Annotated in this window: 20 protein-coding genes; 3 read left to right on the top strand and 17 right to left on the bottom strand. The window is 36.0% G+C overall.

Annotated elements, in window-relative coordinates; all coding sequences use genetic code 11:
- Positions 1-124: 124 nt before the first annotated feature.
- The 17 genes from C8N37_RS19520 to C8N37_RS19440 form a co-directional block, all read right to left on the bottom strand.
- Positions 125-1312 carry a C1 family peptidase gene (locus C8N37_RS19520; protein WP_108160501.1) on the bottom strand — a complete coding sequence of 396 codons (1188 nt, stop codon included), beginning with the start codon at positions 1310-1312 and terminating at the stop codon, positions 125-127.
- Between the two features lie 130 nt (positions 1313-1442).
- On the bottom strand, positions 1443-2501 hold the full coding sequence (locus C8N37_RS19515; RefSeq protein WP_108160500.1) for a TerC/Alx family metal homeostasis membrane protein: 1059 nt from the start codon (positions 2499-2501) through the stop codon (positions 1443-1445).
- Positions 2502-2504: 3 nt separating this feature from the next.
- Positions 2505-3476, bottom strand: coding sequence for a polyprenyl synthetase family protein (locus C8N37_RS19510; protein WP_108160499.1), 972 nt, complete (start codon positions 3474-3476; stop codon positions 2505-2507).
- Positions 3477-3534: 58 nt separating this feature from the next.
- Complete coding sequence (locus tag C8N37_RS19505) at positions 3535-4098, bottom strand: DUF3109 family protein (protein ID WP_108160498.1); 564 nt, start codon at positions 4096-4098, stop codon at positions 3535-3537.
- Positions 4099-4106: 8 nt separating this feature from the next.
- Complete coding sequence (locus tag C8N37_RS19500; protein WP_108160497.1) at positions 4107-4892, bottom strand: DUF3108 domain-containing protein; 786 nt, start codon at positions 4890-4892, stop codon at positions 4107-4109.
- Between the two features lie 41 nt (positions 4893-4933).
- Positions 4934-5446 (bottom strand): DUF2480 family protein, encoded by a 513-nt coding sequence (locus tag C8N37_RS19495; RefSeq protein ID WP_108160496.1) that lies wholly within the window; start codon positions 5444-5446, stop codon positions 4934-4936.
- A 61-nt stretch (positions 5447-5507) separates the two neighbouring features.
- A complete protein-coding gene (locus tag C8N37_RS19490; protein ID WP_108160495.1) occupies positions 5508-7613 on the bottom strand; it encodes a SurA N-terminal domain-containing protein in 2106 nt (701 codons plus the stop codon).
- 161 nt (positions 7614-7774) lie between these two features.
- A complete protein-coding gene (gene lptC / locus C8N37_RS19485) occupies positions 7775-8383 on the bottom strand; it encodes an LPS export ABC transporter periplasmic protein LptC (RefSeq protein WP_108160541.1) in 609 nt (202 codons plus the stop codon).
- Between the two features lie 13 nt (positions 8384-8396).
- Complete coding sequence (locus C8N37_RS19480) at positions 8397-9722, bottom strand: hypothetical protein (protein WP_108160494.1); 1326 nt, start codon at positions 9720-9722, stop codon at positions 8397-8399.
- Between the two features lie 221 nt (positions 9723-9943).
- Entirely contained in the window at positions 9944-10927 is a 984-nt protein-coding gene (locus tag C8N37_RS19475) for a DUF6427 family protein (RefSeq protein ID WP_108160493.1), read from the bottom strand.
- A 124-nt stretch (positions 10928-11051) separates the two neighbouring features.
- Positions 11052-11267: a CcmD family protein gene (locus C8N37_RS19470; protein WP_108160492.1), complete on the bottom strand. Its 216-nt coding sequence runs from the start codon at positions 11265-11267 to the stop codon at positions 11052-11054.
- Between the two features lie 24 nt (positions 11268-11291).
- Complete coding sequence (ccsA, locus tag C8N37_RS19465) at positions 11292-11957, bottom strand: cytochrome c biogenesis protein CcsA (protein ID WP_108160491.1); 666 nt, start codon at positions 11955-11957, stop codon at positions 11292-11294.
- Positions 11958-11990: 33 nt separating this feature from the next.
- Complete coding sequence (locus tag C8N37_RS19460; RefSeq protein ID WP_108160490.1) at positions 11991-12650, bottom strand: heme exporter protein CcmB; 660 nt, start codon at positions 12648-12650, stop codon at positions 11991-11993.
- Positions 12651-12723: 73 nt separating this feature from the next.
- A complete protein-coding gene (locus tag C8N37_RS19455) occupies positions 12724-13131 on the bottom strand; it encodes a hypothetical protein (protein ID WP_108160540.1) in 408 nt (135 codons plus the stop codon).
- Positions 13132-13236: 105 nt separating this feature from the next.
- The gene (locus C8N37_RS19450; protein ID WP_108160489.1) at positions 13237-15069 is read right to left on the bottom strand and encodes an ABC transporter ATP-binding protein; all 1833 of its coding nucleotides are present in this window, start codon (positions 15067-15069) and stop codon (positions 13237-13239) included.
- A gap of 58 nt (positions 15070-15127) precedes the next feature.
- Entirely contained in the window at positions 15128-15652 is a 525-nt protein-coding gene (locus tag C8N37_RS19445; protein WP_108160488.1) for a hypothetical protein, read from the bottom strand.
- A 69-nt stretch (positions 15653-15721) separates the two neighbouring features.
- Positions 15722-16510 (bottom strand): SAM hydrolase/SAM-dependent halogenase family protein, encoded by a 789-nt coding sequence (locus tag C8N37_RS19440; protein WP_108160487.1) that lies wholly within the window; start codon positions 16508-16510, stop codon positions 15722-15724.
- Between the two features lie 355 nt (positions 16511-16865).
- On the opposite strand from C8N37_RS19440, the gene C8N37_RS19435 reads away from it, so the two are divergent.
- From C8N37_RS19435 to C8N37_RS19425, 3 genes are read left to right on the top strand one after another with little or no spacing between them, the layout of a single operon-like run.
- Positions 16866-17831, top strand: coding sequence for a PhoH family protein (locus C8N37_RS19435; protein ID WP_108160539.1), 966 nt, complete (start codon positions 16866-16868; stop codon positions 17829-17831).
- Between the two features lie 46 nt (positions 17832-17877).
- Positions 17878-18828 (top strand): phosphoribosylaminoimidazolesuccinocarboxamide synthase, encoded by a 951-nt coding sequence (locus C8N37_RS19430; RefSeq protein WP_108160486.1) that lies wholly within the window; start codon positions 17878-17880, stop codon positions 18826-18828.
- A gap of 17 nt (positions 18829-18845) precedes the next feature.
- Positions 18846-19226, top strand: a complete 381-nt coding sequence (locus C8N37_RS19425; protein ID WP_108160485.1) for an STAS domain-containing protein — start codon at positions 18846-18848, stop codon at positions 19224-19226.

Below are 19226 nucleotides of genomic sequence, written 5' to 3'. Positions count from 1 at the left end.
AATTAGTAGATAGTGTTATTAATTAATTTGTAATTATACTAAAGTTATGTAATAAAATTGTAAAAAAAATAGGTTGCAGAAATTTATTTCTGCAACCTATTTTATAATCTTCGTTTATGTGGGATTAGATCTTCATTTTAGACTTTAAATCTTTTTGAATACCGTCTTTATGAACTAAAAGTGATGTTGTTTTGTAACGAACAAATTCTTTTGTTACGTACAAGTAACCTTTATAATCGTTGGTTACACCCCACGAGTTTTTAACGATATAGTATTCTTTACCTGTTTGATCTTTAGCCAATCCAACGATGTGCATACCATGATCATCCGTTGTTTGGTAGTTATCAAATGCTTTTTGTCTTTCTTCAGCTGTAATTTTTGCTTCCGGTTTAGGACCAACAAACATTTCTTGTTGTTCTTGTGGAGTCATCTGCTCGTATGGTTTTGCAGGTACATATGCCACACCATTTTTCCAGCTAAAGCTTTTCTCAGAGACATCTGTTGCCCAAGCTACTGTATATCCATTATTCAATGCATTGTCAATGATATCAGTCAAATCATTGATTTGAACATTATAAAAATTATCAAATGACCAGTTATCAGGAATCAATAATACAAATTTATTGTAGTAAGGTTGATCGGTAACAGAGGCTATACCTACGTATTCGTCTGGTTTGATACCAATCACTTGATCAGCAAATGTACGAGGAGTATAGCTTTTACCTTTGTATTGGAAGTTTTTAGGGACTTCACCTAAATACGAGTCCATTGCCGCAGTATATGCCTTTTCCCAGTTTGGCGTTAATGTTTTGCTCTTTACAAAAGTAGCTAACATAGCATCCAACATATTGGTCATCTCGCCGAAGTTATTTTTATCAGATCCATAGTGTAGACCTGTGTACTCTGTCTGTGGCAAAGCACCGTAGTGACGGAATGCATTTAAAACATCATGAAATTGACCACCTTCACCTAAAGACAATCCACCGTGTAAACGAACGTAATTTTTGGCTTTACCTAAATAGGTATTACGAGCAGAGAAAATCTGTGAAATCTCAACGGGCTCTTTTCCCATTCTGATCATTTCTGACTCTAAAAACGAGTTGCCCGAGTAAGACCAACATGTACCGGAAGAACCTTGATTTTTAACAGAAGTATTTTTTAAATTAATGATTTCAGTAAAAGTAAATCCTGCTTTACTGTTATCATTTTGATTTGTTTTTAGGGCATTAATTAAATTGTCCTGAGCCTGTACTACTTGTAATGAAGCCGCAAATAGGGATGCTGCTAATACGAGTGATTTATTCCAATTCATTTTTTAAATGTTAATGATTTTATAATGCTAAATTAAAAATAAATTCAGTTATCAGTGTGCGAATCGTTCAAATTGATTGTAATAAAATTGTGCTGAACAAACAACGGGGCTTTTAAAGCCCCGTTGTTTGTTAATTTTCTATTTTGAGATCTTGTTTCTTCGGAAACATTAAGGATGCAACTACGCTAATCACTAAAATGCTAACGATGATGATCAACGAATGGGATGTGGAGAAACCAATTTGTACTAGCCAATGGTGAAGTAACATTTTCAAACCGATAAATATTAATAAAAATGCTAATCCTACCTTTAAGTAATGGAACTTGTGGATGATATTGACCAATAAGAAGAACATAGAACGTAAACCCAGTACCGCAAAGATATTGGAGAAAAATACGACGTAAGCATCTTTTGTCACGGAGAAGATTGCAGGGATTGAATCTACTGCGAAGATCAAATCTGTAAATTCGATCACCAGTAAAACCAAGAATAATGGAGTCATATATTTCACTCCGTTTTCTACGTGGAAGAAGTGTCCTCCATCTAGTTTTGGTGTTACTTTAAAATATTTCGAGGCAAATTTTACAACAGGGTGATTTTGTGGATCTACTTCATCTTCTTGATTTCTATTTAAGAACATCTTGATGCCGGTAATCAATAAGAATCCACCGAAGATGTATAAGATCCAACCAAATTTTGTTATCAAGGCAGCGCCTAGGAAAATGAAGATAAAGCGCATGAGTACGGCTCCAATAACTCCCCATACCAATACTTTATGGTAGTAACGCTCTGGTATACCGAAAGATGAAAATAGGAGTACCATGACGAAGATATTATCAACAGATAGTGCATATTCGACCACATAGCCTGTGATAAATTCTAAAGCAAGGTTATTATTATATAATGCGATGCTTCCCTCTAGATCCCCAGGAATGATTTTAACATCATGTAGATGGGCTTTGATGACTTGTTGTAAGTGATCTAAATCATGAATATTGTGCAGTTCGTGGCCATAGTGACGTAATACCCAGTAAAATCCTAAGGCTAAGAGTACCCAGATAAAACTCATGATGGCGGCACTTTTTAGGGATACAGTTTTGTCTCCTTTTGAAAACACACCTAAATCGATCGCTAACATTAAAATAATGAAGATTAAAAATCCTCCAAAAAACATGATCTCGTGACTCATTTTCTATTTTTTTCTTTCAGTTGTAAATTTGACAAGTTCTAGTAATCCTGTTTTATATTGATTATCAGGAAATTCATCTAATATTTTAAAAGCATCTTTTTGGTAATCCAACATTTTTTCAGTTGCATATTCCAATCCTCCACTTTGTCTTACGAAGGCAATGACTTCTGCTACTTTTTTGTTGTCTTCACTATGGTTTTTTACCAAATTGATAATTCTTCTTTTTTCCGATTTATCGGATTGATTCAAAGCATATATGAGCGGCAAAGTCATTTTTTTCTCCTTGATATCATTACCGAGTGGTTTGCCTACATCATCTATTCCAAAATCAAATAAATCATCTTTTATCTGAAAAGCGATTCCGATTTTTTCACCAAAAGTATGGAGCTTTTTTACTGTTTCTGCATCAGCTCCAGAAGAAGAAGCTCCGCAAGCACAACAGGACGCAATCAATGAGGCTGTCTTTTGACGGATGACTTCAAAATAAATTGACTCTTCGATATCTAGTTTTCGTGCTTTTTCAATCTGTAATAATTCGCCTTCACTCATTTGTTCGACAGCCTCTGAAACAATTTTTAGCAAATCGTATTCCTGATGTTTTACCGAAAGTAGTAATCCTTTTGAAAGTAAAAAATCTCCAACCAATACGGATACTTTGTTTTTCCAAAGCGCATTTACAGAAAAGAAGCCTCTACGTTCATTGGCATTGTCCACGACGTCATCATGTACTAATGAAGCGGTATGCAGTAATTCGACTAATGAAGCACCACGATAGGTTGAGTCTTTTATACCGTTACAGAGACCTGCCGAAAAGAAAACAAACATTGGACGCATCTGTTTTCCTTTGGTTTTTACAATATATCCTGTAATACGATCTAACAGAGGAATGGAACTTTTCATTGAAGCTTTAAATTCAGTTTCAAAAGTTGCCAATTCCTTGAGGATGGGACGTTGTATTTCTTTTAATTTCAGCATGAAAGATGGTTAAAAACCACTGTTATCTCCTTAAATGTCTATAAATATAAGCAATAGATTATAATGAATCTACGGCATTTTCTAATTTTTGGTACCATTCGTCACCATACTCGCGGATCAATGGATCTTTAAGGAACTTGTACACAGGGACCTGTAGCTCTTTGCCGAATGTACAAGCGTCTTTGCAAATATGCCATCTGTCATAATGAAGTACATCAAATTCAGGATAGTTGGTCGTACGGATAGGGTAGAGGTGACATGAAATTGGTTTTTTCCAATTGATATCTCCTAGCTCATAGGCTTTCTCGATGGCACATTTTGTAATTCCGTTTTCCCATGTGACATACGCACATTCTTTATTTCCATCCACACATGGCGTGGTTAAATCACCATCCATATCGATCACATGTGTCCCTTGCTCTTCTATTGCCTCTATGCCTTTAGCTGTCATATAAGGTTTTACTTTTGGATAGATCTCCTCGAGTATAGCCAGCTCATTTTGTTTCAATGGAGCGCCAGAATCCCCTTCTATACAGCAAATGCCTTTGCATTTGGAAAGATTGCATACGAAATCATTGTTAATCAAATCTTCGTGCACTAATACATTTCCTACTTCTATCATGATATTATTTATTTTGAATAACTCGCCCTTTGGCCAAGTTTATGTTTCAAGCCATCGGCTTGTATAAGTTCTAATGTTACAGAGCCTATCAAAATGTCTACGTTAGCTTTTACCGGAATACGGTTTCCATCATTGGTGACCCAAAGATATAACTTACTGTTTTTCTTGAAAATTCTGCCTGGTTTTATCTCCGGACTGAATTTAAGACATTCTAAAGATCCTAAATCTGTTTTTATGGTTTCAACACCAATATATTTGATCCCTAAAGTTGCAATCTCGTCATTTAAGAAATAGGTTAATTTAAAAGAATCTCCTGCTTTGACAGATGAGAGATCCAAGTTTCTTGCAAAATAATAGGCTGATAATAAATCAAAAGTTTGTGAAACTGTACTTTTAAAGTCGCCCTTGTTTCCACTTACTGCTCTTGTTTTCTGATCGAACGTTACCTTGTCATTACGTCTGTATCCGCCTTCTCTTATATTTTCGGTATAGTAATAAGGGAGGTAGGACTTGCCATCAATATATGAATTGTATTCATTTTTTACGGTGTACAAAGCAAAAGCTCCCGCTGTCTTGCCTGTTGCATACAATCTGAATGCAGGTGCACCATTACCACTTTTAGTATCTGTTACCGTTAATAAACCTGTGGCTGCAGATAAAAATCCGTATTTCAACTTATATTGCAATTTTTCACCGCCTTTAAATGCAGATTCTTTTAAATGAGGGAGTTCTTGAGCAAATATCTGACCGCAGAAACTGAGCACTAAGAGTGTTAACGAGACTAGCTTTTTCATATACGTAAGAATACAAAAATATTTTGAAATTACGAATACCGCTATTTACGTTTAAACACGGGAACGGTAGAACAGGGTTCTCCATACATGATACTTTTAGCTACTTTGGCCAAGCTCGTAGAAAATTGTACAAAGGCAGATTCAGGAATTTTGATATCGCCACAACCTTTCACGACCACCCGTTGGTCTGTATATGCTGTCATATCGATTTCAGCAATAGATTTGGCATATAGGATGCGTTCTAACTCATCCAGATCTCCAAATACTACAGTTGTTGCAAATGGTTCTAATTTGGTTGCCAATAGCATATATGCCCAAGTTTGAACGATTGCATCAGAAGAACATGTAATGGCTACATGTTTACCTGTATAGGCCGCCCAGTCGTGGGTTTTGATAAAATCTCTAAAGTCTTTCTCTTTTAAGATCAAGCCATGAAAAAGATTATCCTTGATATCATACTCGACAAGTTCACCTGTCGGTTTGAATTTTGCCAGATCAACGGTGATGATACCACTTTGAGCAACTTTATTTACAATGTCAGTTTGAATATCCATATCAAATAATAAAAAAGCCGGACGATATACTCGTCCGGCTACAAAGTTAATTAAAAATATCTTAAAAGAATTTCACGCGATTGTCAGTGATTTCTGATTTATCTTGTAAAGCTTTGAAAATAGAAGCCCATGAACGTTGAAGTTTTCCAGCTAAAATTTGTTTTTTCTGAGCATTTAAATCAGGAATAGCAGCAGGGTTAACAAAGCCATTCACTTGAACAGCGTATACACCTTGTGCACCTTCAATGGCTTTAGATGGTTTGTTTGGTTGTAAACCAAATACAGTACCTACCACTTTGTTTTCTAAAGATACTCCAGGGATAACTGGATTTGCCAATACGATATTTTCAACAGCTACTGGAGTTTTACCTAATTTTTGCCCTACCTGATCAAGAGAAGCAGCTCCACTTAACGCAGCATTCATTTTTTCTGTTAGTAATTTTGCTTTTACGGCATTTTTAACCGCAGGCTCAATATCTTTTTTCACAGCTGCCAAAGGTAAAACACCTTTAGGTTGAACGTCTACAAGATGTGCTAAGATATAAGATTGTTCTGTTTCAAAAACGCGATCCGAGATCTCTCCTTTTTTAGCTTCGAAAGCCCATTTGATCAATTCTCTAGGAGCTTCATTACCATCTAATGTGTTGTCCATCGCTAACACACGAGAAGCCGTTGCTGCTTTTAAACCTAATTTTTGAGCTTCTTGAGCGAAGTTTTGTTCTGTAGCAACTGTTAAGAATGCATTGGCTTTACTATGCGCATTGCTTAAAGTTTCTTTGCCGCTGATAATCGCCTTATCTACGATTGCCGCTTTAACGTATTTTGCAGAACCAATTTGATTTTCGATTTTGATGATATGTACACCAAATTGTGATTCCACTACTTTGATATCACCTGTTTTTCCATTAAAAACTGCATTGTCAAAAACAGGGACCATACGGCCACGTGCAAAAGTTCCTAATTCTCCACCATTTATTTTACTACCCTCGTCAGTACTAAATTGAACTGCTAGTGAAGAGAAGCTCTCCCCTTTAGCCAATAAACCTTTGATCGAGTCAGCTTTTGCTAATGCTTTCTGAACACCGCCTTCTGCAGTCGCATTCAATAGGATGTGACTTGCTTTTACCGAATCTGGACCTACAGTCGTTTGTGCAACTTTTGCAATTTCAAATAAACCATTAGATTCATAAGGACCTACAATTGTTCCAGCAGGAACATTGAAAAGAACAGAGTCTAAAGCAGGACTTAATTGACCTTTCTTAACAAAAGTATATGGGTATTTATTATCGGAGTTGATCGAAGCAAATAATGAATCGTTTGTAGAAGTCGCTAATTCTGCTTTTAATTTGTTGATCGTCTCTTTTGCAAAATTGATATCTTTTGCTGTTGGGCGAGCATCAACTACTACATATTGTACAGTGCGTGTTTCTTCTTGATTTTTGAATGAGTTTTTATGCTCATCGTAATAAGCTTGGTAGTCAGCATCCGTGATTTTGATTTCACTATCTTTAACTGATGCATAATCCAATAATACGTATTTGAAATTTGCTAATTTATTGCGTTGTTGATATTCATCGTTAGCCTCTAAAGAAGTGACGTATACACTGTTGTTTAATAAACTTGTGTATTTGTTGTTTAGACGTTCTTCTTTAACAGCAGCTAATAACATTTCCCATTGTTGAGCAGCCTGAGCATTACCAGAGGTATTTACTTGTGAAATGAATGTGACAAGCTGGTTGCGATTAAATTGTCCCGTTTGCGGATCTGTAAAAGCTTGAACGATTTGATTGGAAGGATTCTTACCCGTTACTAAATCATTCAATTCATTTTTACTAACCTCTAAACCGATTTTTTCGATTTCACCTTTTAGGATTTCTTTTTGCAACAGTTGATTCCATACCTGTTGTACAGCATATGATTTCATTTGAGGAGTCAAGTTTCCACCCATTTGTTGTTTAAACATTTCTGCTGTTTGATCAACTTGTTGGTTGAATTCTTGTACATCGATTTTCTCTCCGTTTATTTCTCCTACGCGATTTTGGTTTTTAGCCCAAAACGGAGTTCCAGATTTGACAACATCTCCTAATAAAAATGCTAGAATTGCCACAGCCATAGCTCCTGTTAATATGAAACCAGCTCGGTTGCGCAAAAAGCTCATTAATCCCATAGTCTGTTTATTGTGTTTATTATTGTTTAAATACTTGTTAATACCATTATTTAGGAAATAGTATGCCTAAATGCGGTGCAAGATACAATTTTTATAAAAAAAAGAGTAATAATTTCTGATTAAGCGAAACTTATTTCATTCAAATTTGTTTTGATCGGATTTTATTGACCAAATGAAGGGAACATACTATTGTCTTTGACGATCATCACTCCGGTTGAATTTTGGATATTTATTTTCTTAAAATCCTTATCTGAGGTGAATGACGAGCCTTGTAGATTTCCTCTATTGTCTTTGAAATAAGCCGTTATCGGCATGTGATTGTAAAAAGATTCGTTTGCTTCATCGTAGATGATTTCATCTGTTTTGATGATGGATCCATCTGCCATTGTTACGACAACATTCTTTTTAAAGGTTGTTGTCTTTGCAGCTTCATGTTGAATGGCATAATCGGAGGTGATCCTTTGGGTCTCGCGTACATCTTTGTCGTAGAATATGATTTTTATTCCCTGCGGAAATTCATAGACTTGTGTACTGTCATGTTTGATCCGCATTTCCGGTGCGCTCATCTCTGCTTTTACGACAGTAGAATCGCTGTAGATCACATTGACATGACGGGAAATATCTACAGCCTCTTCTTTTTTAAGATTTGCAATGCGATCCACTTCCTTGAGATCGGGTTCACATGCTGTAAAGAATATTGCCCCTACTGCAAGAAGGAGCAGTAGAGGCAATGTATAATGCTTTTTTGAGGCAATTGTATGCGTTGCCATAACTATCTCTTGATTAATCAATTGAATTCTTTCTAAACCAACGGTCATTCAAGGTGAAACCAACATTCAAGTTTACGTATCTTTCTCTGATCAAGCTGTTATTGATCGTTCCCATTTGTCCCAATTCTGCGGAGATATTGATTTTGGAAAAAGCTCCTGAATATGGGTTTCTTGCTAATGGAAGTCCCACACCAAAGGTAATCGCCATATCATTGATATCTTGCTTGTTGATAAAATATTGGGTTTTATTGTAACGGAAGCCTATACGGTAATCCATTAAGTTTGTGTATTTAAAGGAAGTTGGATCTGGTGTGATCTGTCCACCAATAGCAAAGCCATAGTTTGTTTTTAAGTTTGCTTCACCTTTTCTGACTTGAAACTTAGACCAATCTGCATATTTAAATTCAGCCCCTACTAACCAACGGTTCGTTTTTGCAAATGTAATCCCGACGTTATGTTTCAATGGAAGGTTTAGATCTCTTCTAACGCGATCGGTGCTATAAATGGTATCTAATGCAATATTTGAGTCTTCGCTATTCGCCGACGGTGCTATACGCGTGGTATAAGATGTGGTGCGGTCATGGATGGCATTGTTAAGTGATCCAGAGTAACCAATTGTTAATGAATACTCTTTTTTGATGGTTGCATAGTACTGTGCTCCGTAATCAAAACTAACACCTTGGATCTCGCGTTTATCTTGAAGTTGAACATTCAGAGCTCCATAGTTATAAGGGAATTCTGTTCGGCTAAAATCATTTAATGTTCCAAATAAATAAGAAATATTAGCACCCACGCTCAAGTTTTTGGTCACATTAACACCGTAACCGAAGTATGCTTTGGTAATACCACCTTCTCCTGTGAACACTTTTCTATAATTGATAGAATCTAACTTTTGTACACTATTTGAGTTGTATCCTAAATCAGAATAAGGTAAAAGCCCCATACTGATACCGCCCGCTTTTTTCATCGGGAAAGTCATTGTTATATGACTGAAAGCAAAATCTGCGGTATTATCAGACTTGTTACTGCTGCTCAATTGTGTATAGTTACCATATAATCCGGCATCGAAAGTACTGAACTGAGCTGCAGAATAAGAAGCCGGATTGCTTGGATTGGTATTGTATACTGATCCAAAATAGCGAATAGCAGTTGATAAACCACCCATAGCGCGTTGTTGCGGGAGTAAATCTTCACGCATTTGGCCAAAGCCGAACTGTGAATAAGGAGATGCAGACGTCGACTTCTGCGCAAATGCTGCTGACGAGCTGTATAATAAGCCTAAAGTCAATAACACTTGAGGTACTTTATTTGTAATGGAGCTTAAAAAGCGTTTCTGCATGATTATAGATTAAAGTTGCGAAACTTATATTTTATTTAAATGATATATTAATTTTTGTGTTCAAAGATTCTAAATATATGCGAAAGACCGTTAAAATGGGTCAAAAATCGATTCCAATTTATAATTTATGATGATCTTCTCAGCATACAAAACTATTTAATTTTTGCGACCTTGTAGAGTTGATTTTGTTAAAAAAGGTTAAACTACTGATTCCTAAAATTTTAGAAAAATTGAAAATACAATATTGTTAAAATAATGATCGTATATACACTTTCAAAAACCCACTTTTTCTTAGCATGTGTGAAATAGTAAGCCATATAAATTGCTAAGGGTGGAGCACATAATAGAAAATGTGTTTCTGTTATTTGCTTGTTCCAATAGAATGAACCTAAGGCTAATATTAACATGAAAAATAAGAGCTGAAATGATTTTCGAATATGTACAACACTCTTGAAAAAATTATCTTTTAGAATAAATAGAAAAAGAATCAAATTGAATAGAATGGGAATCAACACAAAATAATCATGGATTTCCATTTCAACTGTTGTTGGAAATGTTTTGGTCAAAGGGAGCCAGATGCTATAGAAATCCTGGATACGTCCTAACCAAAGGTAAATGACGGCAAGAATAAAATAGATGGTGGCAAATCCCAGTAAGGGTGAAACCCACTCTCGCCAATTGAACGGTCTGAAAATAATCAAACTAATCCAGAGCAAGAGAAACATGATGATAAAAGGGAAATAAATTAAGCTACCAATCGCGACGATCATACCTAAATCAAACATGAGCGCTTTGATATCATGCTGCCGATATAGACTCAGTAATTTGCTTAACATCCATACGGAAATGAAATTACAGATGAGTGTAGGAGATATGACTAGAAACGGTAAAAATAGACTTGCTAATGTCAAATACATAAGAGCCACCAAAAAACTAGGTTTGCCCAATAAGTTGAAGTGGCCGATGATACGATTCAGTATGGTCGCCTGAATAATTGTCAAACCTAATGTGACGAGCACATTCATTTGAGGTGATAGGGTATTGATCGCATCTTTGCCCAATAAGTTTCCTAATGCAGGTTCAAATAGGATTGGAGTAAGTTTTTCAGGGAGGTGAATGAATACGCCAAAGCATAAGAAAAACCCGATAAGGATAAGAAGAACGATATTAATGGGTGTGTATTTCCTAAATTGACTGATAATCATGTATACCCTTTTTCATTTATTACCTACAATATTACTATTTTAATTTCGAATTGGAATTGTTAAAACCAACAATGCCATCATATTTCCCATATGATAGCATTGCTTTAAAGATCTTGAGCTGCTCTTATTTTTGATCTTGTTTCTTCTCCAATTTGGTTATTTTTCTATCCAAGATAAATAAATAACTGGCTACTCCGAAAAATAGAACGAGCATGACCAAAACAACCACATATATTTTACCTGAACTTCTTAGCCCCGTCGCCATATCAATATCGCTTTGAGCAAATATATTCAGTGTTGACATTAATACTAAAGCGATAGACAGTGATAACTTTTTCATATCAAGTGTAATAAATTTTAAAAATTAATTAATTTCATTTTGTTTGCTCTCGATGAGACGCATACGATAGCGCAATGAGAGCATCCAAGTACCGATTAAAATCCAACCTATAACAGCCGTGTAAAATACGGGTCTTAATTGATTGTTCATATCCAAATTACCAAAAGTCGAATTTCCACCACTTCCAGGATGTAAAGAATCTGTTAATTTCGGCAATATATAGAGCAAAACGATCATGATCGGGAAGGAGAAAATATTATATACAGCAGATATTTTTGCTCTTTTTTGTTCTTCTTCAAGGGCATTTCTTAATACTAGGTAGGCCAAATACATCAATGTAGCAATGGCAGATCCGTTTAATTTCGGATCGTTAGGCCAAGGATCCCCCCATGTTATATTTGCCCATAGCATACCGGTAGCTAGACCCATGAAACAAAAGGTAATTCCTGTGTTTACAGCCTCTACGGCCATAAAATCATACTCTTGCTTTCCCGTATTGAGGTATTTGATACTGTAGATGACGGAGATGAAATATAGGACAAGCATAGCGGTCCACATCGGGACATGGAAGTATACATTTCGGATACTTTCATGAAGAATAGGCAAGACAGGTACAGGGGCAAGTAGACCTGCGATTATGACTAATGAAATTAAGACTACTGCCAAAATTTTCCACCAACTTTTTCTCATTATAATGAATATTTAAAAACTGTAATTGAGCAATTAATCACGCCAAAGGTAAGGAAATAACAATAAAGAAACAGTGATTGTGATGATATTAATTGCAATTAAAACGACGATTTCATTGATACTTTGTGTCCTATCTATTCCTTGCATGGCATTTTGTGAGAGCTTAATCAACACAATGAGTAAGGGGATAATAACTGGAAAACTTAAGATGGCCATTAGGGTGCTATTGTTTCCAGCTTTTGAAGTAATACCGGATACCATCGTGAATACTGAAGCGAAACTAATACTGCCTAGGATGACCGTAAAAAAATATAAAGAAGGATCACCTAATGGATTTCTGAAAACTACAGAATAAGTTAAAAATGCAATAACAGCCAAAAATGCCATTAAACACATATTGTAGAAAATCTTGGAGAGGATGATTGCTCTAGGGTTGACGATGGAATAATAATAGAGCTGGCGCTGTTGACTTTCTTGGATAAAGCTTTTATTTATTGCATTGACTGATGCAAATAGCATAATGATCCAAAAGAGCGCATTCCATATGGTAGCATCTACAGATTTGAATGCTTGGTAGCAAACAAATACTGTAGATATTACATATAGTAAAATGCTATTGATGGCATATTTTGATCGCCATTCTAGAATAGCATCTTTATAGACTAAAGTTTTTACCTGTTGTAGTAAATTCATACAGCACAAAGATACAAATGAAATGTAATATGCTGCGTGAATACTGCAATGAGGAAGTAAATTTTAAAAAGTATTAAGCTTTATCAACTTTACTTTTTGCTGCATCAACAGCATCGTCAACGTGATCAGCTAATTTATGCGCTGCTCCATTAGTATTGTTCAATGCTTCTTTACCTGCTTCTTTTGCTTTATATTTTAAAGAATCTAATTCGTCTGAAGCTTTATCTTTCAACGAGTCAAAACTTTCTGATGCTTTGTTTTTTAAAGCATGTAATTCTTCAGATGCTTGATTTGCTAATTTACGTGCTCTTTTAGCTTCTCTTTTTGATACGTCTTTTAAAGAACGAGTTAGATCTTTAATACCGTCATTAGCACGACTTAATTGTTTTTTACCGTCATCAGTACCTAATAAATACCATGCTGCAGCACCTGCTGCTAAACCTACTAACGCAAATGCTACTAATCCATTTTTATTTTTCATATCGCTCATATTTTATATTCTTCTCATTTAGTTCATTCAACTATGATACCAAATAAACAGCTGAGTAAGAGAAAAGTTTTAAAGGGATACTGAATTAACAAATTTTTACATTTGAATCTTTTGTTTTGACTGTAAGGAGTACAGATGATGGTAAAGTCCACTGCCTTTGCTCATCAGTTCAATATGATTACCGGATTCTGATACGGTACCATTTTCGATTACCATAATTTGATCAGAGTCCACAATTGTAGACAATCGATGTGCGATGATGATGGAAGTGCGACCTCTCATCAGTTCTTCCAGTGCCATCTGAACTTGTCTTTCTGATTCAGAATCTAGTGACGAGGTTGCTTCATCTAAGATTAAAATAGCTGGGTCTTTTAATAATGCACGGGCGATGGCGATCCGTTGGCGTTGGCCGCCAGATAATTTAACCCCTCTTTCACCTACTAATGTGTCATAACCTTCTGGAAAGTTCATGATAAATTCGTGGGCATTAGCTCGTTTTGAAGCGGTAATGATATGATCTGCTTCGGCATCCAATCGGCCATAGGCAATATTTTCACGGATAGTACCACCAAATAAAAGAACATCTTGGGGTACAATAGCGACTTGGTTACGGATGTCGGATAATAGGTAATCTTCACTGGTCATGCCATCATATAGAATTTCACCACCATCCGGTTTATAAAACTGGAGCACCAATGATGCGATGGTTGACTTTCCAATACCACTTGGACCGACGATAGCAATCTTTTGTCCCGCTTTGGCATGAAAGGTAATATTTTTTAAAATTTTAATATCTGGCCTACTTGGGTAAGAAAAGGATACGTTGTTGAAGGTAAGGTCTCCATGGAAATGTTTTCTGATTTCCTTAGAAGTTTCATCAATCGTGATCGGTTCTTGTTCCTCACTTAAGATTTCCAAAACCCGTTCACTTGATCCCAGTGCTTTTTGGATGTTAGCATAGAGTTCTGGAAAACTTCCCATCGAACCAGCAACAAACATCGAATATAAAATATAGGTCGTCAAGTCTCCGACAGACATTTCGCCTAGAAATACAAGTGTCGAACCATACCAAATGACGGCAATGACTGCTCCAAATATGCAGAAGATAATAAAAGAAGCAAATGCGCCACGATAAGTAGCTCCTTTAACTGCTAATGTGACAACTGCGTCAAGCTTATTCGCATATCTCTTGGTTTCATAATATTCATTTACAAAAGCTTTTACATTACTAATGCCCTGTAAGGTTTCTTGAACAATGGTATTTGATTCAGCTAATTTATCTTGAGCTTGACGTGAGAGATTACGGATAAATTTACCAAAGACAATAGCGGTAATAACCAGTATGGGTAATATGCAGAGATTCATTAAAGCCAACTTAGGAGATACAAAAACCAATAAAGCAACGCCAAATGATAGACTGATACATTGTCTTAAAATTTCAGCCAGCGTTGTGGTCATGGTATCCTGTATTTGGGCCAAATCTGCAGAGAGTCTGCTGTTGAGTTCACCCACGCGTCTGTTTGCGAAAAACTCCATGGGAAGAGACATTAATTTCTGGTAAGAATCTCTTCGTATACAAGCTAGGGATTTCTCCGCTATTTCAACGAATAAGCGAATTCTAAAAAAAGAAACAATTGAAGTAAAGGTGAGAATTGCGAAAGCGATTGAACCGATTTCGAATACGTTTGCAGGAAGCCATTTGTAGGTTTGCCTACCTTCCGCTGCGTCGATCATAGCACCCAAAAGTGCAGGGAACGTCAGCATCGCTAAACTAGAAAGCGCTAAAAATAGCATGCCTAACAAAAACTTTGTTCTATAAGGTTTTAGATATGAAAGTATTTGTGCCGCTTTTTTAAATAATTCCTTATTAAGTTTCGGTTTTGGTAGTTCTTCTTCTTGTTTATTTCCGCTGTTAAATCCTCTTGCCATAGCACCATCAATTTAATATTGAGACCTGCAAAAATAAGCACTCTAGGTCAATCACTTATCATCCTTTAGTAATTTTTTGGTTTTGATAAAGCAAATATCCCAGTACGGCTATGATACCGAGGGCGATATATAGAAAAATATTTGTGCTTTTATCACCAGAATCTATGTTATTGAGTTCTTTTTTGAGCTTTTCATTCTCTTTTTGCAGCTTATTGATAGTTGCCATATAAGCTGAAACCTGTTTGTCATATTCAGAAGCTAGGTTTTGGAATTTCTGTTTTTCATCATCTTTGATGCTGATAAGCCTACGTGTTTCAAGAAAGATATTATTATCGGTGATGACGATATTTTTTAAGATATCGATCGTCTTTTGCATATCATCTTTTGATTTAAACAGTCCAAATATTCCTGTTTTCTTCTCCAAACTCATATCATATTCTCCAAATTTTACCTTTCGGTCTTCAATGAGTTTATTGACACGCATTCGTTGTGCTTCAAAGGAAGTGGAGTCTGCATTTTGAGCAGAGGCAGATAAGCTTATTAAAAAGAGAAAAAGAATAGAAAGTCGCTTTAATGACTGCATATTAAGATATTTTTAAAACCTTCGATAAGACAAATGAATAGTCAAAAAGTTTAATTATTGGTCTAGAAACTAATTGTGGAATTCGATCCGGATGATATGTGATTCATCATCAAATAAACCTAAGAGCTGACTTGCATTGGCTTTATTCATGGCAATTTCCAGAAAATTGCTAATTCCAAAAAGGCAGAGTTTCTCTCCTTCGGTTACTTCATTATAATTCCAAGAAAGATTGGTGATGGTTTCACTTCTTTTAAAGTATAACGTGAAGCTTCTTCCTTTTTGAACACGGTTGAAAAGTTCTTTAGAAATATTTGTGATTGCATTTCCAAAAGCATCGACATAGACTACATTTCCACGAATAGTGTCGTTGTCAAATATCGGTTGTAAAGTTACTTTTTCTACGGTTTGGTCAATTGTATTGCCAATGGCGGTTAACTTACCTCCTTTTGCAATATGACAAGCTGATTTGGTCAAGATGTCTGCCAGTGGGAAATGCAGGTATCGAAGATCCTGAATTAAGTTAATTTCAACAAGTTCCTGAGGTTGTTGTCCGTTTAAGAGCAGACTAAATATTCCATTATCAGCACCAACAAAAAAATGATCGTTGTATTTCATCGCTACATAACGGGAGCCTTCATGAAATAAAGTGTTAATTCCGATAATATGAACCGTTTTCTTAGGGAAATAATGATAGGCGTTAGCCAATACAAATGCCGCTCTCGGAATATTGAAGGCAGGTATCTCATGCGTAATATCAACAATTCGGACATCGGGGAGTTCCGATATCAAACTGCCTTTTAATGCTGCCTGATAGAAATCTTTATGTCCTAAATCTGTTGTTAATGTAATAACTCCCATTCTTGTTTATTTCCCTTTATGATATACCCTGTATTTCTTTTTGTTATGGATTTAATCTATCAACCAAAACCTCAAAATTAATGTAAAATTAACTCAAAAAAAAGAAAAGGTATACAAAAGTACGTAATGTCTTCTGATAAAAATAAATAGATTCATCATATTCGATACCGTCCATTTAAGAACGGAGTTTTTAATCTTGATAGCCACCAATATAAAAATAAATAATGAACTCTTTTTTTTATTTTTATTCTATATTCTGCTGTCAGAATTCATATTAATACTGTATTTTTGAATATTGGTTGATGGTCGTTGGGATGTTACCATTACGGAAATAATTCACCTTAAATTGAATGATTTGAACGAATTACAAATTACATTGGATGATGTCAATCTAGCGATACTTTGGGGGTCTCAAAATGAGCACTTTGACTATATGAAAAAGCAATATCCCAAATTGAGGATTGTCGCTAGAGGTAATGAGATGAAAGTATTGGGGGATGAAAAACAACTCGAATCTTTTAAAAATTCCTTCAACGATGTTATCAGCCACTTGGAAAAGTATAACAAACTTTCTTTGATGGATTTGGAAAATCTGATGCAGGCAACCTCGGGATCTGCAGAACAAGAGGAAAAGTTGCTGGCAGAAAAAGCGGCATCGATCGGTGCAGAACCTATTGTATATGGTCCAAATGGTATTATTGTTCGTGCACGTACACCTAATCAAAGAAAGATGGTGGATAGCATTTCTAAAAGCGATATTCTATTTGCTATTGGTCCTGCGGGTACAGGAAAAACTTATACTGCTGTTGCCTTAGCTGTTCGTGCGTTGCGCAACAAGGAGATCAAACGCATCATCCTGACTCGTCCGGCAGTAGAAGCTGGTGAAAATTTAGGGTTTTTACCAGGAGATTTGAAGGAAAAAGTGGATCCCTATCTTCGTCCATTGTATGATGCACTTGATGATATGATTCCTCCTGAAAAATTAAAAGGATATCTGGAAAACAGGACGATTGAAGTTGCTCCATTGGCATTTATGCGGGGTCGTACTTTGGATAACTGTTTTGTGATATTGGATGAGGCTCAAAATGCGACAGATATGCAGCTTAAAATGTTTTTGACCCGAATGGGGCCCACTGCAAAATTCATTGTGACAGGTGATGTAACACAAATCGATTTACCAAGAAAAAACCAATCAGGATTGGCGACAGCCGTTCGGTTGCTGGATAATATTGAAGGAATCGATATTGTGCATTTAAGTGGGGCAGATGTCGTACGTCATAAATTGGTAAAACGTATTTTAGAAGCATACGGAGATATTTAATAGTCAATAATAAAAATGAGATAGTGAAAGACTATCTACTCATAATATGAACGCAATACAAGAAACAAATTTTAATTTCGAAGATCAAACCGCTTTTTATAGAGGTAAAGTACGTGATGTGTATACCATTGCACATAAATATTTGGCGATGGTTGCTTCCGACCGTATATCGGCATTTGATGTCGTGTTGCCCAAGCCTATTCCCTACAAGGGTCAGGTCTTGAACCAAATTGCAGCTAAATTTTTGAAAGCAACTGAAGATATTATCCCAAATTGGGTAGTTTCTGTTCCAGATCCAAGTGTGACTATTGGTAAAATGTGTGAGCCTTTCAAAGTAGAGATGGTGATCCGTGGTTATTTATCTGGTCATGCATGGCGTGAGTATAGTGCAGGTAAGCGTTCGGTATGTGGTGAAACATTGCCAGAAGGACTCAAAGAAAACGATAAATTGCCTGAACCTATTATCACACCGACTACCAAAGCGGCAGTGGGTCATGATGAGGATATTTCAAGAACAGCTATTTTAGCTCAGGGAATCGTAAGCGAAGCTGATTATATCCAGTTGGAAAAATATACAAAAGCATTGTTTCAACGTGGTACAGAGATCGCTGCAGAAAGAGGGTTGATCTTAGTCGATACGAAATATGAATTTGGAAAAAAAGATGGCGAAATCATCTTGATTGATGAAATTCATACGCCTGATTCGTCGCGTTATTTTTATGCGGAAGGTTATGCTGAACGTCAGGCAAGTGGTGAGCCACAAAAGCAGTTGTCCAAAGAGTTTGTTCGTAAGTGGTTAATTGAAAATGGATTTCAGGGTAAGGATGGACAACAAGTGCCAGAAATGACTGATGAAATAATAAAATCAATTTCTGAGCGATATATCGAACTTTATGAGCATATTGTGGGCGAGAAGTTTGTCTATCCAGATCAGGAAGACGTTTTAAACCGTGTTGAACGTCATGTTTCACAGGCTTTAAAAGAATTGAAGTATTAATTGAAAGAATCTAAATTATGAAATATACGATTGATAAGCATGACCGTTATATTGTGATAGAACCTCTTTGTGATAACTTAGATGCAGAGAAAGCGGTGAAGTTGAAGGGTGAGTTTTTGCTGAGAAATACGGTTGGTCAGCGTAATATCATTTTAGATCTATCCAATGTGCGAAAAATAGACGAAAGCAGTATTCGTTTGGCGCTATTGGCGAATCGTCTTTGTGATTCAAGTGGTGGACTTTTTATTCTTGCAAATTTAGATTCAGAAGTTCTTGATGTGCTGGAAATGTCGCATTTGCAAACCAAATTTATCCTTGTTAATTCGGTTAAGGATGCCGAAGATCGTGTTTTTGCACATGAGCTAGAATTGGATTATAGAGGCGAGAAAGAAAAATAA

The sequence above is a fragment of the Sphingobacterium faecium genome, assembly GCF_003054045.1.
Lineage (GTDB): Bacteria > Bacteroidota > Bacteroidia > Sphingobacteriales > Sphingobacteriaceae > Sphingobacterium > Sphingobacterium faecium.
Note: the sequence above shows the minus strand (reverse complement) of the source record. Positions and strands in the feature narration are given on the sequence as shown.

What these genes read in the sequence shown, in the direction of transcription:
- C8N37_RS19520 (WP_108160501.1), bottom strand. Translation starts at nt 1,312, where the DNA reads ATGAATTGGAATAAATCACTCGTATTAGCAGCATCCCTATTTGCGGCT.
- C8N37_RS19515 (WP_108160500.1), bottom strand. Translation starts at nt 2,501, where the DNA reads ATGAGTCACGAGATCATGTTTTTTGGAGGATTTTTAATCTTCATTATT.
- C8N37_RS19510 (WP_108160499.1), bottom strand. Translation starts at nt 3,476, where the DNA reads ATGCTGAAATTAAAAGAAATACAACGTCCCATCCTCAAGGAATTGGCA.
- C8N37_RS19505 (WP_108160498.1), bottom strand. Translation starts at nt 4,098, where the DNA reads ATGATAGAAGTAGGAAATGTATTAGTGCACGAAGATTTGATTAACAAT.
- C8N37_RS19500 (WP_108160497.1), bottom strand. Translation starts at nt 4,892, where the DNA reads ATGAAAAAGCTAGTCTCGTTAACACTCTTAGTGCTCAGTTTCTGCGGT.
- C8N37_RS19495 (WP_108160496.1), bottom strand. Translation starts at nt 5,446, where the DNA reads ATGGATATTCAAACTGACATTGTAAATAAAGTTGCTCAAAGTGGTATC.
- C8N37_RS19490 (WP_108160495.1), bottom strand. Translation starts at nt 7,613, where the DNA reads ATGGGATTAATGAGCTTTTTGCGCAACCGAGCTGGTTTCATATTAACA.
- lptC (WP_108160541.1), bottom strand. Translation starts at nt 8,383, where the DNA reads ATGGCAACGCATACAATTGCCTCAAAAAAGCATTATACATTGCCTCTA.
- C8N37_RS19480 (WP_108160494.1), bottom strand. Translation starts at nt 9,722, where the DNA reads ATGCAGAAACGCTTTTTAAGCTCCATTACAAATAAAGTACCTCAAGTG.
- C8N37_RS19475 (WP_108160493.1), bottom strand. Translation starts at nt 10,927, where the DNA reads ATGATTATCAGTCAATTTAGGAAATACACACCCATTAATATCGTTCTT.
- C8N37_RS19470 (WP_108160492.1), bottom strand. Translation starts at nt 11,267, where the DNA reads ATGAAAAAGTTATCACTGTCTATCGCTTTAGTATTAATGTCAACACTG.
- ccsA (WP_108160491.1), bottom strand. Translation starts at nt 11,957, where the DNA reads ATGAGAAAAAGTTGGTGGAAAATTTTGGCAGTAGTCTTAATTTCATTA.
- C8N37_RS19460 (WP_108160490.1), bottom strand. Translation starts at nt 12,650, where the DNA reads ATGAATTTACTACAACAGGTAAAAACTTTAGTCTATAAAGATGCTATT.
- C8N37_RS19455 (WP_108160540.1), bottom strand. Translation starts at nt 13,131, where the DNA reads ATGAAAAATAAAAATGGATTAGTAGCATTTGCGTTAGTAGGTTTAGCA.
- C8N37_RS19450 (WP_108160489.1), bottom strand. Translation starts at nt 15,069, where the DNA reads ATGGCAAGAGGATTTAACAGCGGAAATAAACAAGAAGAAGAACTACCA.
- C8N37_RS19445 (WP_108160488.1), bottom strand. Translation starts at nt 15,652, where the DNA reads ATGCAGTCATTAAAGCGACTTTCTATTCTTTTTCTCTTTTTAATAAGC.
- C8N37_RS19440 (WP_108160487.1), bottom strand. Translation starts at nt 16,510, where the DNA reads ATGGGAGTTATTACATTAACAACAGATTTAGGACATAAAGATTTCTAT.
- C8N37_RS19430 (WP_108160486.1), top strand. Translation starts at nt 17,878, where the DNA reads ATGAACGCAATACAAGAAACAAATTTTAATTTCGAAGATCAAACCGCT.
- C8N37_RS19425 (WP_108160485.1), top strand. Translation starts at nt 18,846, where the DNA reads ATGAAATATACGATTGATAAGCATGACCGTTATATTGTGATAGAACCT.